The 15276-nt window shown below is 49.9% G+C and carries 14 protein-coding genes and 1 pseudogene; 9 read left to right on the top strand and 6 right to left on the bottom strand.

Features of this window, described 5'->3' with window-relative positions; translation table 11 throughout:
• The first annotated feature begins 53 nt into the window (after window positions 1-53).
• The 5 genes from DP091_RS08335 (at window position 54) to DP091_RS08315 (ending at window position 6507) form a co-directional block, all read left to right on the top strand.
• Window positions 54-3671, top strand: coding sequence for a collagen binding domain-containing protein (locus DP091_RS08335; RefSeq protein ID WP_113057889.1), 3618 nt, complete (start codon window positions 54-56; stop codon window positions 3669-3671).
• An 82-nt stretch (window positions 3672-3753) separates the two neighbouring features.
• Entirely contained in the window at window positions 3754-4398 is a 645-nt protein-coding gene (locus DP091_RS08330; RefSeq protein WP_113057888.1) for a class D sortase, read from the top strand.
• 134 nt (window positions 4399-4532) lie between these two features.
• Window positions 4533-4775 carry a helix-turn-helix domain-containing protein gene (locus tag DP091_RS08325; RefSeq protein WP_071220536.1) on the top strand — a complete coding sequence of 81 codons (243 nt, stop codon included), beginning with the start codon at window positions 4533-4535 and terminating at the stop codon, window positions 4773-4775.
• A gap of 4 nt (window positions 4776-4779) precedes the next feature.
• Complete coding sequence (gene def, locus DP091_RS08320) at window positions 4780-5298, top strand: peptide deformylase (protein WP_113057887.1); 519 nt, start codon at window positions 4780-4782, stop codon at window positions 5296-5298.
• Between the two features lie 231 nt (window positions 5299-5529).
• On the top strand, window positions 5530-6507 hold the full coding sequence (locus DP091_RS08315; RefSeq protein WP_113057886.1) for a ring-cleaving dioxygenase: 978 nt from the start codon (window positions 5530-5532) through the stop codon (window positions 6505-6507).
• A gap of 84 nt (window positions 6508-6591) precedes the next feature.
• Here DP091_RS08315 and DP091_RS08310 read toward each other — a convergent pair whose 3' ends face one another.
• Window positions 6592-6996: a YybH family protein gene (locus DP091_RS08310; RefSeq protein ID WP_113057885.1), complete on the bottom strand. Its 405-nt coding sequence runs from the start codon at window positions 6994-6996 to the stop codon at window positions 6592-6594.
• Between the two features lie 129 nt (window positions 6997-7125).
• Here DP091_RS08310 and DP091_RS32245 point away from each other — a divergent pair.
• The 3 genes and pseudogenes from DP091_RS32245 to DP091_RS08300 all read left to right on the top strand — a co-directional run.
• A pseudogene (locus DP091_RS32245) lies at window positions 7126-7296 on the top strand (winged helix-turn-helix transcriptional regulator); the annotation flags it as partial.
• Between the two features lie 61 nt (window positions 7297-7357).
• Window positions 7358-7465 (top strand): hypothetical protein, encoded by a 108-nt coding sequence (locus DP091_RS32240; RefSeq protein WP_306438098.1) that lies wholly within the window; start codon window positions 7358-7360, stop codon window positions 7463-7465.
• Window positions 7466-7594: 129 nt separating this feature from the next.
• Window positions 7595-9133, top strand: coding sequence for a BCCT family transporter (locus DP091_RS08300; RefSeq protein ID WP_113057884.1), 1539 nt, complete (start codon window positions 7595-7597; stop codon window positions 9131-9133).
• Between the two features lie 186 nt (window positions 9134-9319).
• On the opposite strand, the gene DP091_RS08295 is transcribed toward DP091_RS08300, so the two are convergent.
• From DP091_RS08295 to DP091_RS08280, 4 genes are all read right to left on the bottom strand, one after another.
• Window positions 9320-10330: a FecCD family ABC transporter permease gene (locus DP091_RS08295; protein ID WP_113057883.1), complete on the bottom strand. Its 1011-nt coding sequence runs from the start codon at window positions 10328-10330 to the stop codon at window positions 9320-9322.
• Window positions 10327-11331 (bottom strand): FecCD family ABC transporter permease, encoded by a 1005-nt coding sequence (locus tag DP091_RS08290; protein ID WP_113058000.1) that lies wholly within the window; start codon window positions 11329-11331, stop codon window positions 10327-10329. Before DP091_RS08290 ends, DP091_RS08295 begins: the two co-directional genes overlap by 4 nt.
• Before the next feature lie 76 nt (window positions 11332-11407).
• Window positions 11408-12385, bottom strand: coding sequence for an iron-hydroxamate ABC transporter substrate-binding protein (locus tag DP091_RS08285; RefSeq protein WP_113057882.1), 978 nt, complete (start codon window positions 12383-12385; stop codon window positions 11408-11410).
• Window positions 12309-13181 carry an ABC transporter ATP-binding protein gene (locus tag DP091_RS08280; protein ID WP_071220524.1) on the bottom strand — a complete coding sequence of 291 codons (873 nt, stop codon included), beginning with the start codon at window positions 13179-13181 and terminating at the stop codon, window positions 12309-12311. The genes DP091_RS08285 and DP091_RS08280 overlap by 77 nt, the downstream gene beginning before the upstream one ends.
• Before the next feature lie 325 nt (window positions 13182-13506).
• Here DP091_RS08280 and DP091_RS08275 point away from each other — a divergent pair, with 325 nt between their 5' ends.
• The gene (locus DP091_RS08275; protein ID WP_113057881.1) at window positions 13507-14556 is read left to right on the top strand and encodes an NAD(P)/FAD-dependent oxidoreductase; all 1050 of its coding nucleotides are present in this window, start codon (window positions 13507-13509) and stop codon (window positions 14554-14556) included.
• 79 nt (window positions 14557-14635) lie between these two features.
• Here DP091_RS08275 and DP091_RS08270 read toward each other — a convergent pair whose 3' ends face one another.
• Window positions 14636-15247, bottom strand: a complete 612-nt coding sequence (locus tag DP091_RS08270) for a TetR/AcrR family transcriptional regulator (protein ID WP_113057880.1) — start codon at window positions 15245-15247, stop codon at window positions 14636-14638.
• Between the last annotated feature and the right edge of the window lie 29 nt (window positions 15248-15276).

Below are 15276 nucleotides of genomic sequence, written 5' to 3'. Positions count from 1 at the left end.
CATAATATTCTACTAAAAACAGATGAAATCATACTTAGAGGTGGAGTTAAACTATGAAAAGGAAAGGAAGCATGCTGGCTCTCATTGTCATCTTGATGGTCCAGGGTATATTTGGTACGGGCTTTGGCACATTCAATGGGCAGAGGGTCAGCGCGGCTGGGGCAGCTAATCCTGCATCAGGTCCGGGTAACGGAACATCCGTTACTAACGCGGTATACGGGGCAGGCTCAGGGCAGAGCATTCTGACGAATGTCACTGTCCAGGATTCGAAGGGGACCGTCATCGACTCGGTCTACAATCCGAATGCGGGTCGGGTAGAGCTAGGCTCCGACGTCATCCTGCTCTACGATTGGGAGCTTGGGGACAATCATAACTATGTGGATGGCTCAACGTTTGAGTTCGATCTGCCCAAGGCATTCAAACTGTACAACAGCATCAACGGGGTTCTTGAGACGGACATCGGGGATGTGGGGACCTTCACCGTATCTGTGGACGGTCATGTTGTGATGACGTTCAACACGGAAGTGGAAAACTCCGAAGTCCGGGGAACGCTGAGATTCCAGACCGAGCTAAGCAAAGAGGGAATCAGCGGCGGTAATCCGGATGTTGAAATCCCGATTGAGCTTCGGGATGGCGTGAAGCAAATCATTATCCCGGTGAAGCCGGCAAAAGGCAATCTTCTGGACAAGAGCGGCAAGGTTGTCAATGATGCCAGGGGCAAACCGTCCGCGATCGTATGGACGCTTCAAGTCAATACGGTCTTGGAACGGATAGACAAGCCCGTTATAGTGGATCTGATTCCCTCCGGGCTTACGCTGGAAACAGGCTCCGTGAAGATCAACCATCTCACCGTTAATGTGGATGGCAGCACCGCGGTTGGCGCCGAAGCGGCCATCGGAGAGTTTAGTATCGACACTTCCGATGCTTCTAAATTAGTCGTCACCAAGAGTTCGCCGATGAATTCGGCGTATCAAATCGAGTACTCTACGACGATTGACGCAGGGGATACATCGGAATTCCTCAATACGGCAACGTTGTTGGATAACGGTCAGCAGAAGGCTTATGCCGAGAATAAACAGACAATTGACCGTGGGGAAATTTTAACGAAAAGCAAGGTGCATTACGATGAGAAAACCCGGACGATCGATTGGTCCATCCTGTATAATTCCCGCGAAACCACCATTCTGGCAGCGGATGCTAGGCTTGAAGATCGTTTTAACTCAACGCAAGAGTTAGTAAACGGTTCACTTCAAGTCAAGGACACACAGACAGGTGTGATTCTGACGGAAGGAACAGATTATGTCCTTACGCCGGTGGTTAGCAGCGGAGGGAAAACCGGGTTCGATCTAAAGTTTGAAAAAGACATTACCACTGAGCACGAGATAACTTATCAGACCAAGGCAAGCGGGCGTGTCATTAAGGACGAAACTGTAACGAACAGCGTGTATGCGAACGGTGTGACGAGAAGAGCCGAGCAATGGATGCAGAGCAAGGCGCTTATAAAAAGCAACGATGGCATCGACTACAAGGACAAAACGATCAAATGGAAAATCACGCTTAACCAAGACGCTTACAGCATGGACAACGTGATACTGGAGGACTTGTTTACGAATGGCGGGCTTGAGCTGACTGGCCCCATCGTTGTAAAGGATGCTGTCGGTACCCCTTGGGATGAGGGTTCAGATTATACGGTGGATGCGAGCACCCCTGACCAGGGCTTTACCGTAGAATTCCTTAAGCCTATTGACAAGGCAATCATTATCACGTACACAACCAAGTTTGACTATGATCTCCGCCAAAATAAGGATAACGAGAGCTTTTGGAACCGTGCCGATTTATCCTGGGAGGAAGGCGGCAAGCCGTTCTCGGCGACTAGAAACGCGAGCCTGAAGCCCAACCCATTGACTGTTGAAAACGGGGATAAATCGGGAGTCTATGATGCCGTTTATAAGGAGATTACCTGGACCATCCAGGGGAATTACAATTTCAATAGTGTGGACAAACCTGTCGTTAAGGACAAGCTGGTTTCTCCACAGCAGTACGTAGATGGGTCATTAGAAGTGTATAACCTGAATGTAGACGCTTCAGGGAATACAAGTAGAGGGGTTGTAATCCCATCCACTCAGTATTCGGTAACGGTGCCGTCGGAGACGAACGGAAATGAACTGCAAATTGCCTTTAAGGATAAGATTGACGCTCCGTTCCTGATCACGTTCAAAACCGCGTTGGGTGATCGAATCATAGAGCGGGAATCGATCGCCAACGAAGCGATATTGATGGACGACAATACGCCTGTCTCCAGCTGGAATGGTTCAGCTAGAGTTCCGCGGGGCGGAGAGTATGTTGCGAAGACCGGGGTCCAAAACGGCGAAAAGATCGAGTGGACGCTGCATATTAATCGGGGTCAGTCCTACGTGGAAGCAGCCAAAGTCAGCGACGAGCCGTCAGGCAACCTGATCTTGGTCGAGGATTCCTTCCGCTTGTACGAGACCAAGGTTGCGATGGACGGAACGGTCACGAAGACGGACACACTCGTTAATCCTTCGGATTATAAACTGCAATTTATCTATGGCGATACCGAGAAGTTCGTATTGGAATTCTTGAGCCCGATAGATCGTCCTTACATTTTGGAATACGAGACGCTGATTGATGCTGCCGACCGGGAAGTTGTCAGCAATTCGGCTGGCTTTGAAGGTAAAGGCATTACGGCTGGAATTACAGATAGTAAACAAAGATTCGAAGTTCGCATGTCTTCTGGCTCCGGCAGCGGTTCGGGCGTTCGAGGAAGTCTGGAGGTCTTGAAGGTGGACAAGGCTGATCCGTCGCTTACATTGGAAGGAGCAACGTTTGTTCTTCAAGACACGCAAGGCAAGCGTCCTGAAGTGACGCTTACAACCGATGCAGCTGGAAAGGCTTTGTTTACGAAGCTGCTCTACGGCGATTACATTCTCAAGGAGACTTCGGCTCCTCAAGGATATGTAATCGATCAAGCAACTACATCCATTACGATCGATTCAAGCATTAAACAGACTGGCAACATCAAGCGAATCACCATAACGAATAGCAAGGATAGCGTTCCGCCAGGACCGGGCCCGGATCCGGGCAATCCGGATCCAAACCCGGGGAACCCGGATCCAAACCCGGGCAATCCGGATCCAAACCCAGGGAACCCGGATCCAAATCCGGGCAATCCGGATCCCAATCCAGGGAACCCGGATCCAAACCCAGGTAATCCGGATCCAAATCCGGGGGACCCCGATCCGAATCCGGGCAATCCGGATCCAAACCCAGGTACATCACCGGGTGGCGAAACACCAGGTGGTAATACCGATGAAGCAACGCCAACCGTTCCCGGGGAAATTGTACAACCTGGGGAAACCGATCCCGTCGTACCGGGCGAAGTTGATCCAGTACCAATCCCTGTAGAGGTACCGGAAGATGATGACACCCAGGTTGGGAACGAGACGGCGAAGCCGGAAGATCCTTCTACACCATCCGCCGAGAATGATACGAATCGTAATCCGGTTCATGAAACTAAGCCGGAAAGCGGCCCAATTGCGACGCTCCCCAAAACAGGGGAGAGCAATCCAGTACCGTTCCAACTCGGAGGACTGGCACTCATGCTTGCAGGCTTCTTCTTAAGCCGCCGTCTGCGTAACAAACGTCAATAATTTGATGATATCCCCTTCTCCCTGCGTGTAAACTGGAGAGGGGGATTTGAATTTCAATCATAGTAGGGAAGGAGGGCTGTTCATGCGGAAACTTTCGGTTGGCTTGATTCTTGTCGGACTTCTCATATTCTTATATCCGTTCCTCCGCGATTGGAATGCAGACCGCCAACAAAGGGATTTACTGAAGGAAGCAGCGCAAATTGAGGCTGAGGCTCAACAGGGTTCCGCTCGAGATAATGTTGCTGTTCATTACAAGGAGCTGTCCCGGATCCTGGACGAGGGAGAGACAGCGGACTCAACACTGGAGGAACAGACTGGTTATGAAGAAGGTTCGCCTATCGGCATTATCACCATTAGCAAATTAGAATTAGAGCTTCCTATTCTGGAGGGAGCAACCCAGTCGAATATGAAGAATGCAGCTGCTCACGTTACAGGGACGGCAAGACTCGGAGAAGCCGGTAATGCTGCCATTGCAGCCCACCGGGCCCATAAGACCGGACGTCTATTCAATCGATTAAATGAGCTCACATATGGGGATGAGATCATCATTAAGACGGATGGCCGTGAATTGATTTACCGAGTCGGCCAGATTTCCATCGTAGAACCGACCGATGTATCTGTCCTGGAAGGAGACGCGGATGAGCAGATCATTACACTGATCACTTGCGATCCTCTCTACGAGGCTACACATCGTTTGATTGTGCAGGCTGAACTCGTTTCCGATTAAGTGTCTCTTAAGGATCGTTAAGATCTTGGAGAGAACGACTTTCGTTAGCTCCTAAAAAATTGGGCTTGAGATATTAGGTATTACCTAATAAAATAAGGTGCAAGCTAATTTTTCGTGGGATGGGAGGGGACCCTTTGCTCGAATGGATGCTACGTAATGTGATGGCGGAGAGAGGGATATGGTCGGGAGCCGCTTTGGCGCGGCTGATGAAAGAGAAGGCGAATTACAGCTTATCAGCTGCTTCCATTAGTGCATTGCTGACGAACCAGCCCAGGCAGATGAAGGCAGAGACGTTAGATGCCCTTTGCACAACCTTAGAGTGTACTCCAGGTGACTTATGGGTGCATACACCTCCTTCTAGAACTAAGGGGGCTTAAGTGAATGACGGTTAAAGCTATTGTGCCATTCGGTGATCCGATCTTACGAAAGATCGCCCGGCCAGTCGATACCGTAAACGCCAGAGCAATGAAGATTCTGGATGATATGGCGGAGACGCTGTATGACAGTGAAGGGCGCGCTGGTCTTGCCGCACCCCAAATCGGTATTTTACGAAGGCTTATTGTCATGGACTGCGGAGAAGGTTTGATCGAGCTGATTAATCCGGAAATCGTAGAGATGGACGGGGAACAGATGGGCCCCGAAGCTTGTCTGTCCTATCCGGGGTATTACGGATATGTGAAGAGGGCCAATAAGGTTAAGGTAAAGACATTGAATCGTCAAGGCCAGACGGTGATCCTCGAAGGCGAAGATTATCTGGCCAGATGTATGCAGCACGAGATTGATCATCTGAACGGCATATTGTTTGTGGACCATGTTCGGGATGGTTGGTTGTATCACGAGGAGACCCACCAGCGCATCCAGCTGTTTCCTGTCATTGGATTATCCAATACTGGCGTGTAACGGACATGAGGACACTCTTATAAGGAATAGAAATAGAACGGCCGGATGTTCTTATGTCCGGCCGTTTTTTTATATCATTCACGACCAAAATAAGATATTGAACTTAGAAGGTTGACGGAACAGAATGGTCGTGATATTATTATCTTAAATTAAAGATGTTTTAAGTCGAAATAATAATTTTTGAAGGTCGGGCAAACACTTTCTAAATAGAAGAGACGGGGGAAATTAACCATGAACGGATTAAAAGGAATTCACCATGTAACAGCCATTACGAGCAGTGCCGAGAAGAACTACGAGTTTTTCACCTATGTGCTCGGCATGCGACTTGTGAAGAAAACAGTTAATCAGGACGATATTCAAACATACCACCTGTTCTTTGCGGATGACAAGGGTAGTGCCGGCACCGATATGACCTTCTTTGATTTTCCGGGTATCCCGCAAGGCAGACACGGCACAGACGAGATCTACAAAACCTCGTTCCGTGTTCCTGACGATGCAGCGCTTGAATATTGGGTCAAGCGATTTGATCGGCTGGATGTAAAGCATCAAGGCATTCAAGAGTTGTTTGGCAAAAAGACACTCGCCTTTGTTGATTTTGACGATCAGCAGTATCAGCTCATCTCCGATGAGAACAACGAGGGCGTGGCTTCAGGAACTCCTTGGCAGAAGGGACCGATTCCGCTGGAGCACGCGATTACAGGACTTGGCCCGGTGTTTGTACGGGTGTCCAACTTCGATTATTTCAAGGATATGATGGAGAAAGTGCTCGAATTCAAGGAAATCGGCAAGGAAGGTTCGCTTCACCTGTTTGAGGTTGGTGAAGGCGGCAATGGCGCACAGGTGGTTGTCGAATACAACGCCGTGCTTCCAAGAGCTCAGCAGGGCTTCGGCACTGTACACCACGCGGCTTTCCGGGTAGAGGACCGCTCGGTGCTGGAGCATTGGATCAAGCGTCTTGACGACTTTCAATTCCATACGTCGGGCTTTGTAGACCGCTATTTCTTCCAGTCCTTGTACGCGCGAGTTGCACCTCAAATTCTGTTTGAGTTTGCAACGGACGGTCCAGGCTTCATGGGAGATGAGCCATATGAAACTCTGGGCGAGAAATTGTCCCTGCCTCCATTCCTGGAGCCAAAGCGCGAACAGATCGAGAGTATGGTTCGTCCAATCGATACCGTGCGCAGCACGAAGGAATTCGTGAAGGAATAATGCAATTCATCTTTGAGAGGCAATTCGGATGGTTTATGACCATCCGGATTGTTTTTTTTGTACCGTGACAAACACGACTCCTCTTCATTCCGTAACATCCGAACTAAACGGATGGTCCACAATGTACAGCCAGCTTCCATCAGGCTGTTGTCTCACGATCTCGGAGGTATAACCTTGCAGCACAAGAGGTTGGCCATCCGGGTCCACGGTATGCAAGGTGAAATGGGCACGCAGCATAGCGATATTTTCAAAGGGAATGCAGTATAGATTGGTGGAGACCATCTTGCCCTGAAGCAGCAGCAGTTCCTCCAGCGTATGGCGGAAGGAATGAATTCCGATCTCCAGGCTTCCATTGCTGTGGACATGAATACTGTTCAGTTCATACAACGCCAGCATTTGATCGATGTCCCCTGAGTTATATGCATCAGCAAATGCGGCATTCATCACCTCCGGCTTCCAGACTCGGCTTGCGGGAATGGACGGTTTCATTGAATCTCCTCTTTCTGTATGATGATAGCCATAGCCTATCTGAAAATGAAAGCTGTGATAAGTACGCACAATTTTATGACATAGTCATCTATTTATGACCAATGACTTAAAGGAGGTTCAGCAATACATATGCCATATCAGGATGAGCGGTATGAGTGCCCGGCTGAAGTGGGCCTGCACATGATTAGTGGAAAGTGGAAGCCTCGAGTGCTGTATGAACTGTTTCAGCAAACGCTGCGTTTTGGTGAACTGCATCGGAGAATACCGGAAGTATCAAGGCATGTGCTTACCGTTCAATTGCGTGAGTTAGAGGAGAGCGGCATCGTGAAACGGACGGTGTATCAAGAGGTCCCCCCCCAAGGTGGAATACTCCATAACGGAGTTCGGTACCCATTTCAAAGCGGTGCTCGAGCAAATGGTCATTCTGGGACAACAGCATATCGATACGCAACAGGTTCCTAACGAATAGTACTTCAAGTTCCCCTCGATCAGAAGAATCATCCCCTGCTGCACACTTTTACCGATGAAGTACATCAATTCTGGTTTAAATACAAATACTGTATAGGAATGGATGACTTAATAGCCTGAGGTGGAGCATATGTTCAAGAATATCGTGTTTACGGTTTCGGCCGTTATCATTGCCATTCTTGCTATTCTAGGGGCTGCTATGCCTGGAGCATTCGGTGAAGTGGCAGGGTATTTGTACAGATTTACGACGAATACGTTCGGCTGGTTCTATCTGCTCTCGATCTTTGTGATTATTATCTTTTTGATCTGGGTGGCAGCCAGTAAATACGGAACGATTCGCCTTGGCGGAGATAAGGAGAAGCCCGAGTATCCGTTCTTCACCTGGATCGGAATGCTGTTCTCTGCGGGGTTTGGTGTAGGGCTGGTGTTTTGGGGCGTGGCCGAACCCATGAGCCATTTTTTTAAGACGCCGTTCGGGGGCGTCCAAGCACAAGGTGTGGACGCAGCGCGTGTGGCTATGGGCTATTCTTTTTTTCATTGGGGGATTAGTCAGTGGTCCGTGTTTGCCCTTGTCGGACTTGTGATCGCGTTTCTTCAATTCCGTAAGCAGAAGGATGGGCTGGTGTCTACAGCACTGGAGCCTGTCACCGGCTCGAAGCCCGCTGTGAAGAATACAATTGATATCCTAGCGGTAATTGCAACAGTCATGGGCATCGCGACTTCCATTGGACTTGGCGTCCTGCAGATGAGCGGTGGTTTGAACACGATTATGGGAGTAAACAACGGCGTTGGGTTGCAATTAATCATGCTGGGGCTTATTTACGTTGCTTATATGATCTCGTCAACAACCGGGCTTGATAAAGGGATTAAATACTTAAGCAACCTGAACCTCGCGATGGCGCTCATTTTTCTGTTGTTTGTGTTTGTTAGCGGACCATCCGTTTTCATTCTGGAGACCTTTACATTGGCGCTGGGCGATTACATTACGAATTTCGTATCGTACAGCCTGCGGCTTCAACCCTATGCCGAAGGTACATGGGTACGGGAATGGACGATCTTTTACTGGGCCTGGGCAATTGCTTGGTCTCCGTATGTAGGAGCTTTCGTGGCGAGGGTATCCAAGGGAAGAACGGTTCGCGAATTCATTGTGGGCGTGATGGTTGTGCCGCCAGTCATTGCCTGTTTATGGATCGCGGTATTCGGCGGGACGGCCATCTGGTTTGACCTGCACGAGGGCACAGGGATTGCCGCAGCCGTTAATGCAGATGTGACATCTGCTCTGTTTCAGCTCTTTAACCAATTACCCTTCTCCATGGTCATGAATGTGCTGGCGATTTTACTTATTCTGACGTTCCTGGTAACATCAGCGGACTCAGCAACCTACATCTTATCCAGCATGACCACTTATGGCAGTCTGAACCCTCCTCAAGTGGCAAAAATCGTGTGGGGCACGCTCATGGCAGCCATAGCCGGTGTACTGCTGTTTGCAGGCGGGCTGGAAGCCTTGCAGACGGCTTCATTGATTGCGGCATTGCCGTTTACGGTGCTGCTGCTGTTGTTGGTCATTGCCGTAGTGAAGCTGCTGAGCCGAGAGCCGATTCCGATTCGGAAGGCTGATCTGAAACGGTTCCGGCGCCTGGAGGAGGCGGCCAACCGGGGGAAGAAGTAAAGGGCTAACACTCGGCCGAACGAGATTTCTTACTCCCTACGCGATAAAGAGGGCATCCATGCGGTGCCCTCTTTATTTTGTGCTCGAAAATGACGGCAGCCATAGCCAAACCAGTCAAAAAAGCCCTTATTACACCTGAAATAGTGCAATAGGGGCTTAGGCATTCAGTTAAACAGAGAATAATGGTTATTTTTTCTTCAGCAGCAAATATACAAAATACGGCGCGCCGATGATGGCGACCATAATGCCTGCGGCGATGCCGTCAGGATCCACGATATTGCGTCCGATCGTGTCCGCGAGCAGCAGCAGCCAGCCCCCGATCAATACGGCAATCGGAATGTACATCTGATTCCGCGGGCCAACCAGGGCTTTGGCAATGTGTGGACCCATGAGTCCGATGAATGTAATCCCGCCCGTAACGGATACCGCGGATGCTGCAAGCGCTACGGCAGCCAGAAGCAGCACGATACGCTCCTTCTCAATGGATACGCCGACGCCGATGCCCACGGGATCGCTTAATCCCAGCAGATTCATGCGCTGCGCTTTGTACAGGGTGAACGGAATCAGGATGATCAGCCAGGGCAGCAGCGCCGCAATGAAGGGCCAATCGGTTCCATATATCCCCCCCGCCAGCCACTTGGCAATAAAATCGACTTTGGTCCGCTCGGCAGACGACGTGAGCACAATCATGACGCCCGAGAGTGCCATGGAGAACCCGACACCGGTAAGCACCAATTTAACGGGCTGCAGGCCTTCACCTTTTCGGAAAGAGAACAGGTAGATGCCTACGGCCGTTAGCACAGCTCCGATAAATGCCGCCAAGGGCAGCATGTATATAAAGGAGCCGGCTTCGATCGGGAAGAACAGGAAAAATACGGCTACGCCGACCCCGGCCCCCGAGTTAATGCCGATAATTCCGGGATCCGCGAGATCATTTCGGGTAATGCTCTGCAGAATGGCACCCGATAAGGCGAGCGCCATTCCGGCCAGCAAAGTAATAAGCATGCGCGGCAAGCGCACATCGAAGATAATGAATTTCTCTTTGAAGCTGCCTTGGCCCAGCAGGGTTGGAATAATCCGGTCATAGCTAACGGACGAATAACCGAGACCCAGACCAACGAGGACTGTAACCACTGTAAGGATCAACAAGACCAGAAATGTAATGCGTTGTTTTCTTATTAACGATGGATGAATCATGACAGTCCCCGCCCTCCTTTGCGTACGATAAACAGGAAGAAGGGCAATCCCATGATGGCGATCAGAGCAGCTACGGGTGTTTCGTAAGGAGCATGCAGCGTACGTCCAACCGTGTCGGCAAACAGCATGAAGATGGCTCCCACGAGGGCGGACATCGGAATGACATGGCGGTAGTCGGTTCCGACGATCCCGCGGACGATATGGGGAATCATCAGGCCGAGGAAGGCCAGATTTCCCACCAAGGCCACAGAGGTTCCAGCCAGGAGAACAATCACGACAAACAGGATGCCTTTGATAGCAGCAATGTTCTGTCCCAAACCGACGGCGACTTCTTCACTCAGGCTAAGGATGGTCAGCTGTCTTGATAACACGATGGCAATTAGAATTCCAATGAGAATAAACGGAAATATCGTCTGCAGCTGTCCCCATGATGTGCCGATCACACCGCCTGCCGTCCACATGGACACATCCTTGGATATTTTAAAATAAATGCCGATTCCTTCAGCAATGGCGTACAGGAATGCGGATACGGCTGAGCCAGCCAGTACCATCTGCAAGGGAGAGAAGCCGCCCTTTCGCATGGCTCCGATGCCGAAGACCATCACGGCACCGACCGCTGCTCCGATGAAGCAGGCCACCATAATGCCAAAATAATTGGCAGCCGGCAGGAAAGCCAGCGTGAAGGCAAGCGCTGCATTCGCCCCGCTGGTAAGGCCAAGCAGGCCGGGATCCGCCAGCGGATTGCGGGTAATGCCCTGCATGATGGCGCCGGAGACCGCAAGCGCGGCTCCGACCAGAATGGCGGCAACCTCACGGGGCAGGCGGATTTCGCGAAGGAGGGATAATTTCTCGCCCTCCATCGAGGTGGTAAGGGCAAACCATACATCCTTGATGCTGGTTTCAGCTGCGCCGAACACCATCGCAACAACAAACATGCCTATAAATACGATGATGCCTGCAATCAATTTGATGGAAATAGGAATGGACCGTTTCGTAGGCATTGTCAATGGAATCATCTTTTCATCTTAAAGTTGGAATATGCAATCGAAATAAGTCTGAGCAAAGGCAGCCTAAATGCTAGTTGCCCAAAAAGTGTTCCGTAATGAACTCCAGTTGGTACTCCAGCGTGGTGGCATCATTAAAATAAATCCGGTTTCCGTCTGCTTCGTATACGCGGCCATTCTTCACCGCCGGGATTTGCTTATACGTCTCGGTTTGCTGGAAGGACGTATCGGCATCGGCAAATTTGCTCAGAATAACATAGTCGCCGGCATACTCCGGCAGCACTTCCGCGGAAAGGGCATAGTAACCGTCCTTCAGTGCCATTTCTTTCACTTTTTCCGGCATGTTCAGCTTCATTTCCTGATACAGGATTTCAGTACCGCGCCCCCAGTTATCGCCGTATACATAAAGCTGTTTATCAAAGCTCTCGATAACGGATACGGTGGCGTCTTCTCCAATTTTGGCACGGATGTCCTCACCGGCTTTTTGCGCCCGTTGCTTGAAATCATCGATCCAGGCTTGGGCTTCTTTTTCTTTGTTCACAAGCTTGCCGATTTCAAGATGCTGCGTCAAATAATCGACTTTTCCGTAGGTGAAGGTCACGGTTGGGGCAATCTCTTTCAGCTTATCGACGTTCTTGATAGTGGACAGGCCGATGATGAGGTCGGGGTCCAGCTCGATGATTTTTTCCAGGCTTTCATCCGTGACTTCTTCGGCATCCTTGATTTTGTCCGCAAATGCGGGATTGGCCTTGGACCAGGAATCAACGCCCACCATGTTGACGCCGAGTGCAAGCAGGTCGCCTACGTAAGAGGACAGCACAACCACGCGCTGCGGATTGGCAGGCACTTCGACGGGTCCGTTCTCGGACTCATATGTAATGGTCCCGGATGGAGCTTCGCTTTGTTCCGTTTTCGGTGTTTCGGCCGTTCCTGTATGATTGCTGCTTGTCTCCGCAGGCTTGCTGCTGCAAGCGCTAAGAATGAGCAGCAGCGCTATAAACGGGATGAGTAGTTTCTTCGTAGTTGTCGTTTTGCTCCGTTTTGAGTACATCCTCTTTTTCCCCTTTTAATAGATTGTATGTGATACAGATCGGTTTTGCGGTGCGCGGATCGCGGCCGATCTCGGCGTCGATATGGAATACTTTCTTTAATACGTCGTGTGAAATGACGGCTTCCGGATCTCCGGCCTGAATGATGTCTCCATCCTTCATCGCGATTATGTAATCAGCGAATCTGGCGGCTTGGTTTAAATCATGCAGAACCATAACAATGGTACGCTCCTGCTCGATGTTAAGCCTCTCCAGCAGTTCCAGGATCTCGAGCTGATGCGCCATGTCCAAATACGTTGTCGGTTCGTCGAGGAAGATCATTTCGGTCTCCTGAGCAAGTGCCATCGCAATCCACACCCGCTGTCTTTGTCCCCCCGATAGAGCATCCACCGAGCGATATTTGTAATCCTGGGTCCCGGTAACCTCCAGCGCCCAGTCAATCACTTCCATATCCTGCTTGGTCAAGCGGCCAAAACCGCGTTGATGAGGATATCGGCCATAGGAGACAAGCTCGCCAACCGTTAAACCGCCCGGTCCTTCCGGAGTTTGGGGCAGAATGGCCAGCTTCTTCGCCAGCAGCTTGGTGTTCATCTTGGCGATTTCTTCTCCATCCAGAATGGCAGCACCGGACTGGTAAGGAATAATGCGGGTAACAGCCTTCAAAAGAGTGGATTTGCCGCAGCCGTTCGGCCCAATAATGGTTGTGATTCTTTTATCGGGAATATCTACGTTAAGACGATTCAATATCAGATTCTCGCCGTAACCGACGCTTATTCGATCTGTACTTAGGCGAATCATCATTTCACCTCCAGAGTAGTTAGCTATCAAACGATAATGATTCTCAATTTCATCCATAAATATAATGTGGGGCCGCATTGTTGTCAATAAATATCTTAATGGAAATTTTAAATAATATTCATTTTTCAGCCGAATAATATCCATATATAGATTTGGAAGAGTGATACAAACCTAAATATAGGCGAAATTGTGACAATATGAATTTTTTCTAAATGATTGATTGTAAAACGGTGAAAGGCAACGTATACTAATTGATAATGATAATCATTTACGTTACAAGGTGATCACAAACAGCCTTTTAATCTATAGACCGGGAGTGAAATGCATGAGTGGGAAAGAGATATTTGATGTAACGGTTATTGGTGGAGGACCAGCAGGATTATATTCTGCTTTTTATAGTGGACTGCGCGGCATGAAAACCAAGATTATAGAATATCAACCCATGCTTGGCGGGAAGGTTCACGTCTATCCGGAAAAAATGATATGGGACGTCGGCGGACTGACACCCGTTCCGGGCGCGAAGCTGATCGAGCAGATGGTTCAGCAAGGTCTGACGTTTAATCCCGAAGTGCTGTTAAACGAGAAGGTTGAATCGATCACCCGCAATGAGGAAGGGCTGTTCGAATTACATACGGCGAATTCCGGCGTGCATCTGTCCAAAACGGTCATCGTGGCGGTCGGCGGAGGCATCCTGAATCCGCAGAAGCTGGATATCGAAGGAGCCGAGCGGTTTGAGGTGTCGAACCTGAACTACACGGTGAAGTCCCTGCAGCATTTCAAGGGCAAAACGGTGATTGTGTCCGGCGGAGGAAACTCGGCCGTGGATTGGGCGAACGAGCTGGAGCCTGTGGCGAAGAAGGTGTACCTGGCCTATCGCAAAGGCGAATTGTCAGGCCATGAAGCCCAAGTCGATCAGTTGATGAACAGCAAGGCCACTTGCCATCTCAATACATCGATCACGAAGCTTATTGCTTCGGATAACCATGAGGTGATCGAGCGGGTGGAATTGACGAATAATGAGACGGGGGAAGTTTCCTATCTGGCCGTAGACGAAGTGATCATTAACCATGGCTATGAACGGGATATGTCGCTCTTGGAGAACAGCCAGCTCGATATTCATCGGGTGGATGATTACTATATCGCGGGGAACGCAAGCTGCAACTCTTCCATACCGGGATTATATGCCGCGGGCGACATCCTGCATTTTGACGGGAAGCTGCACCTGATTGCGGGCGCCTTCCAGGATGCCGCGAACGCGGTGAACAGCGCGAAGCAGTTCATTGAGCCGGATGCCAAAAAGTACGCGATGGTCTCCTCGCATAATGAGGTATTCAAGGAGCGAAACCGCGAATTAGTAAAGCAATTGATCAATTAGCGAAGCAGGCAAAGTGCCTATATGCCATTAAGCACAGAAGAGAAGCGAGGGAGTCCCCGCTTCTCTTTTTTACGTTGCATTATTGTTTTTGGATAATTCCTGAAGTAATCAACGGGCCGTAGTTGATCAGCTGGGTCATCATGATCCCCATCTCTCTTGCGGACTTGTTCATCCCGGACTCGATCCAGTGTATGACCAGGCCGATATTGGCGGAGGTCATATACGCAATCAGGTAATCGCTCGGAATGATTTGATTCTCACCTGCGGGCATTCTGAACGCATGCTTAGCAAACATATGATCTTTCATGAATTCCCTGAATTGCCGCACGAAGGATATGTCCCCATTCGGGCCGACAATGGCTCTCAAGAAGGCGGCATGACGGATGAGCTCCTCGAATATTTGTTCTGACGCCGGATAAGGCTCTCCCTTTTCCGCATAGTCTCTGGAATCCCTGGGGTCAATATGTACGACGATATCCTTAATCTTCTGGAGCACCTCTCCTTTGAGCTTATCCAGCATATCCGGCACGTCCCGATAATGCAGATAGAAGGTACCTCGGTTGAGATTGGCGCGATTGGCGATATCGGTGACGGTAATCGCGTTTATGTTTTTTTCGTCCATGAGCTCAAACAAGGTTTGCCGCAACAGCTGATTCGTCCGAATTTGCCGGCGATCCGTCTTTTTGATCAAGGAACTTCCCTCCAGTACAATTTGAACAC

Origin of the sequence: Paenibacillus sp. MDMC362, assembly GCF_003269305.1 — a bacterium.
In the GTDB taxonomy this organism is placed as follows: Bacteria; Bacillota; Bacilli; order Paenibacillales; family Paenibacillaceae; genus Paenibacillus_AQ.
This window is presented reverse-complemented; position numbering and strand designations above follow the sequence as displayed.

Bases quoted from the DNA above. Each gene is read 5' to 3' on its own strand.
- DP091_RS08295 (WP_113057883.1), bottom strand. From the start codon at position 10,330: ATGATTCATCCATCGTTAATAAGAAAACAACGCATTACATTTCTGGTC.
- DP091_RS08290 (WP_113058000.1), bottom strand. From the start codon at position 11,331: ATGCCTACGAAACGGTCCATTCCTATTTCCATCAAATTGATTGCAGGC.
- def (WP_113057887.1), top strand. From the start codon at position 4,780: ATGACGGTTAAAGCTATTGTGCCATTCGGTGATCCGATCTTACGAAAG.
- DP091_RS08275 (WP_113057881.1), top strand. From the start codon at position 13,507: ATGAGTGGGAAAGAGATATTTGATGTAACGGTTATTGGTGGAGGACCA.
- DP091_RS08310 (WP_113057885.1), bottom strand. From the start codon at position 6,996: ATGAAACCGTCCATTCCCGCAAGCCGAGTCTGGAAGCCGGAGGTGATG.
- DP091_RS08330 (WP_113057888.1), top strand. From the start codon at position 3,754: ATGCGGAAACTTTCGGTTGGCTTGATTCTTGTCGGACTTCTCATATTC.
- DP091_RS08285 (WP_113057882.1), bottom strand. From the start codon at position 12,385: ATGTACTCAAAACGGAGCAAAACGACAACTACGAAGAAACTACTCATC.
- DP091_RS08280 (WP_071220524.1), bottom strand. From the start codon at position 13,181: ATGATTCGCCTAAGTACAGATCGAATAAGCGTCGGTTACGGCGAGAAT.
- DP091_RS08335 (WP_113057889.1), top strand. From the start codon at position 54: ATGAAAAGGAAAGGAAGCATGCTGGCTCTCATTGTCATCTTGATGGTC.
- DP091_RS08315 (WP_113057886.1), top strand. From the start codon at position 5,530: ATGAACGGATTAAAAGGAATTCACCATGTAACAGCCATTACGAGCAGT.
- DP091_RS08300 (WP_113057884.1), top strand. From the start codon at position 7,595: ATGTTCAAGAATATCGTGTTTACGGTTTCGGCCGTTATCATTGCCATT.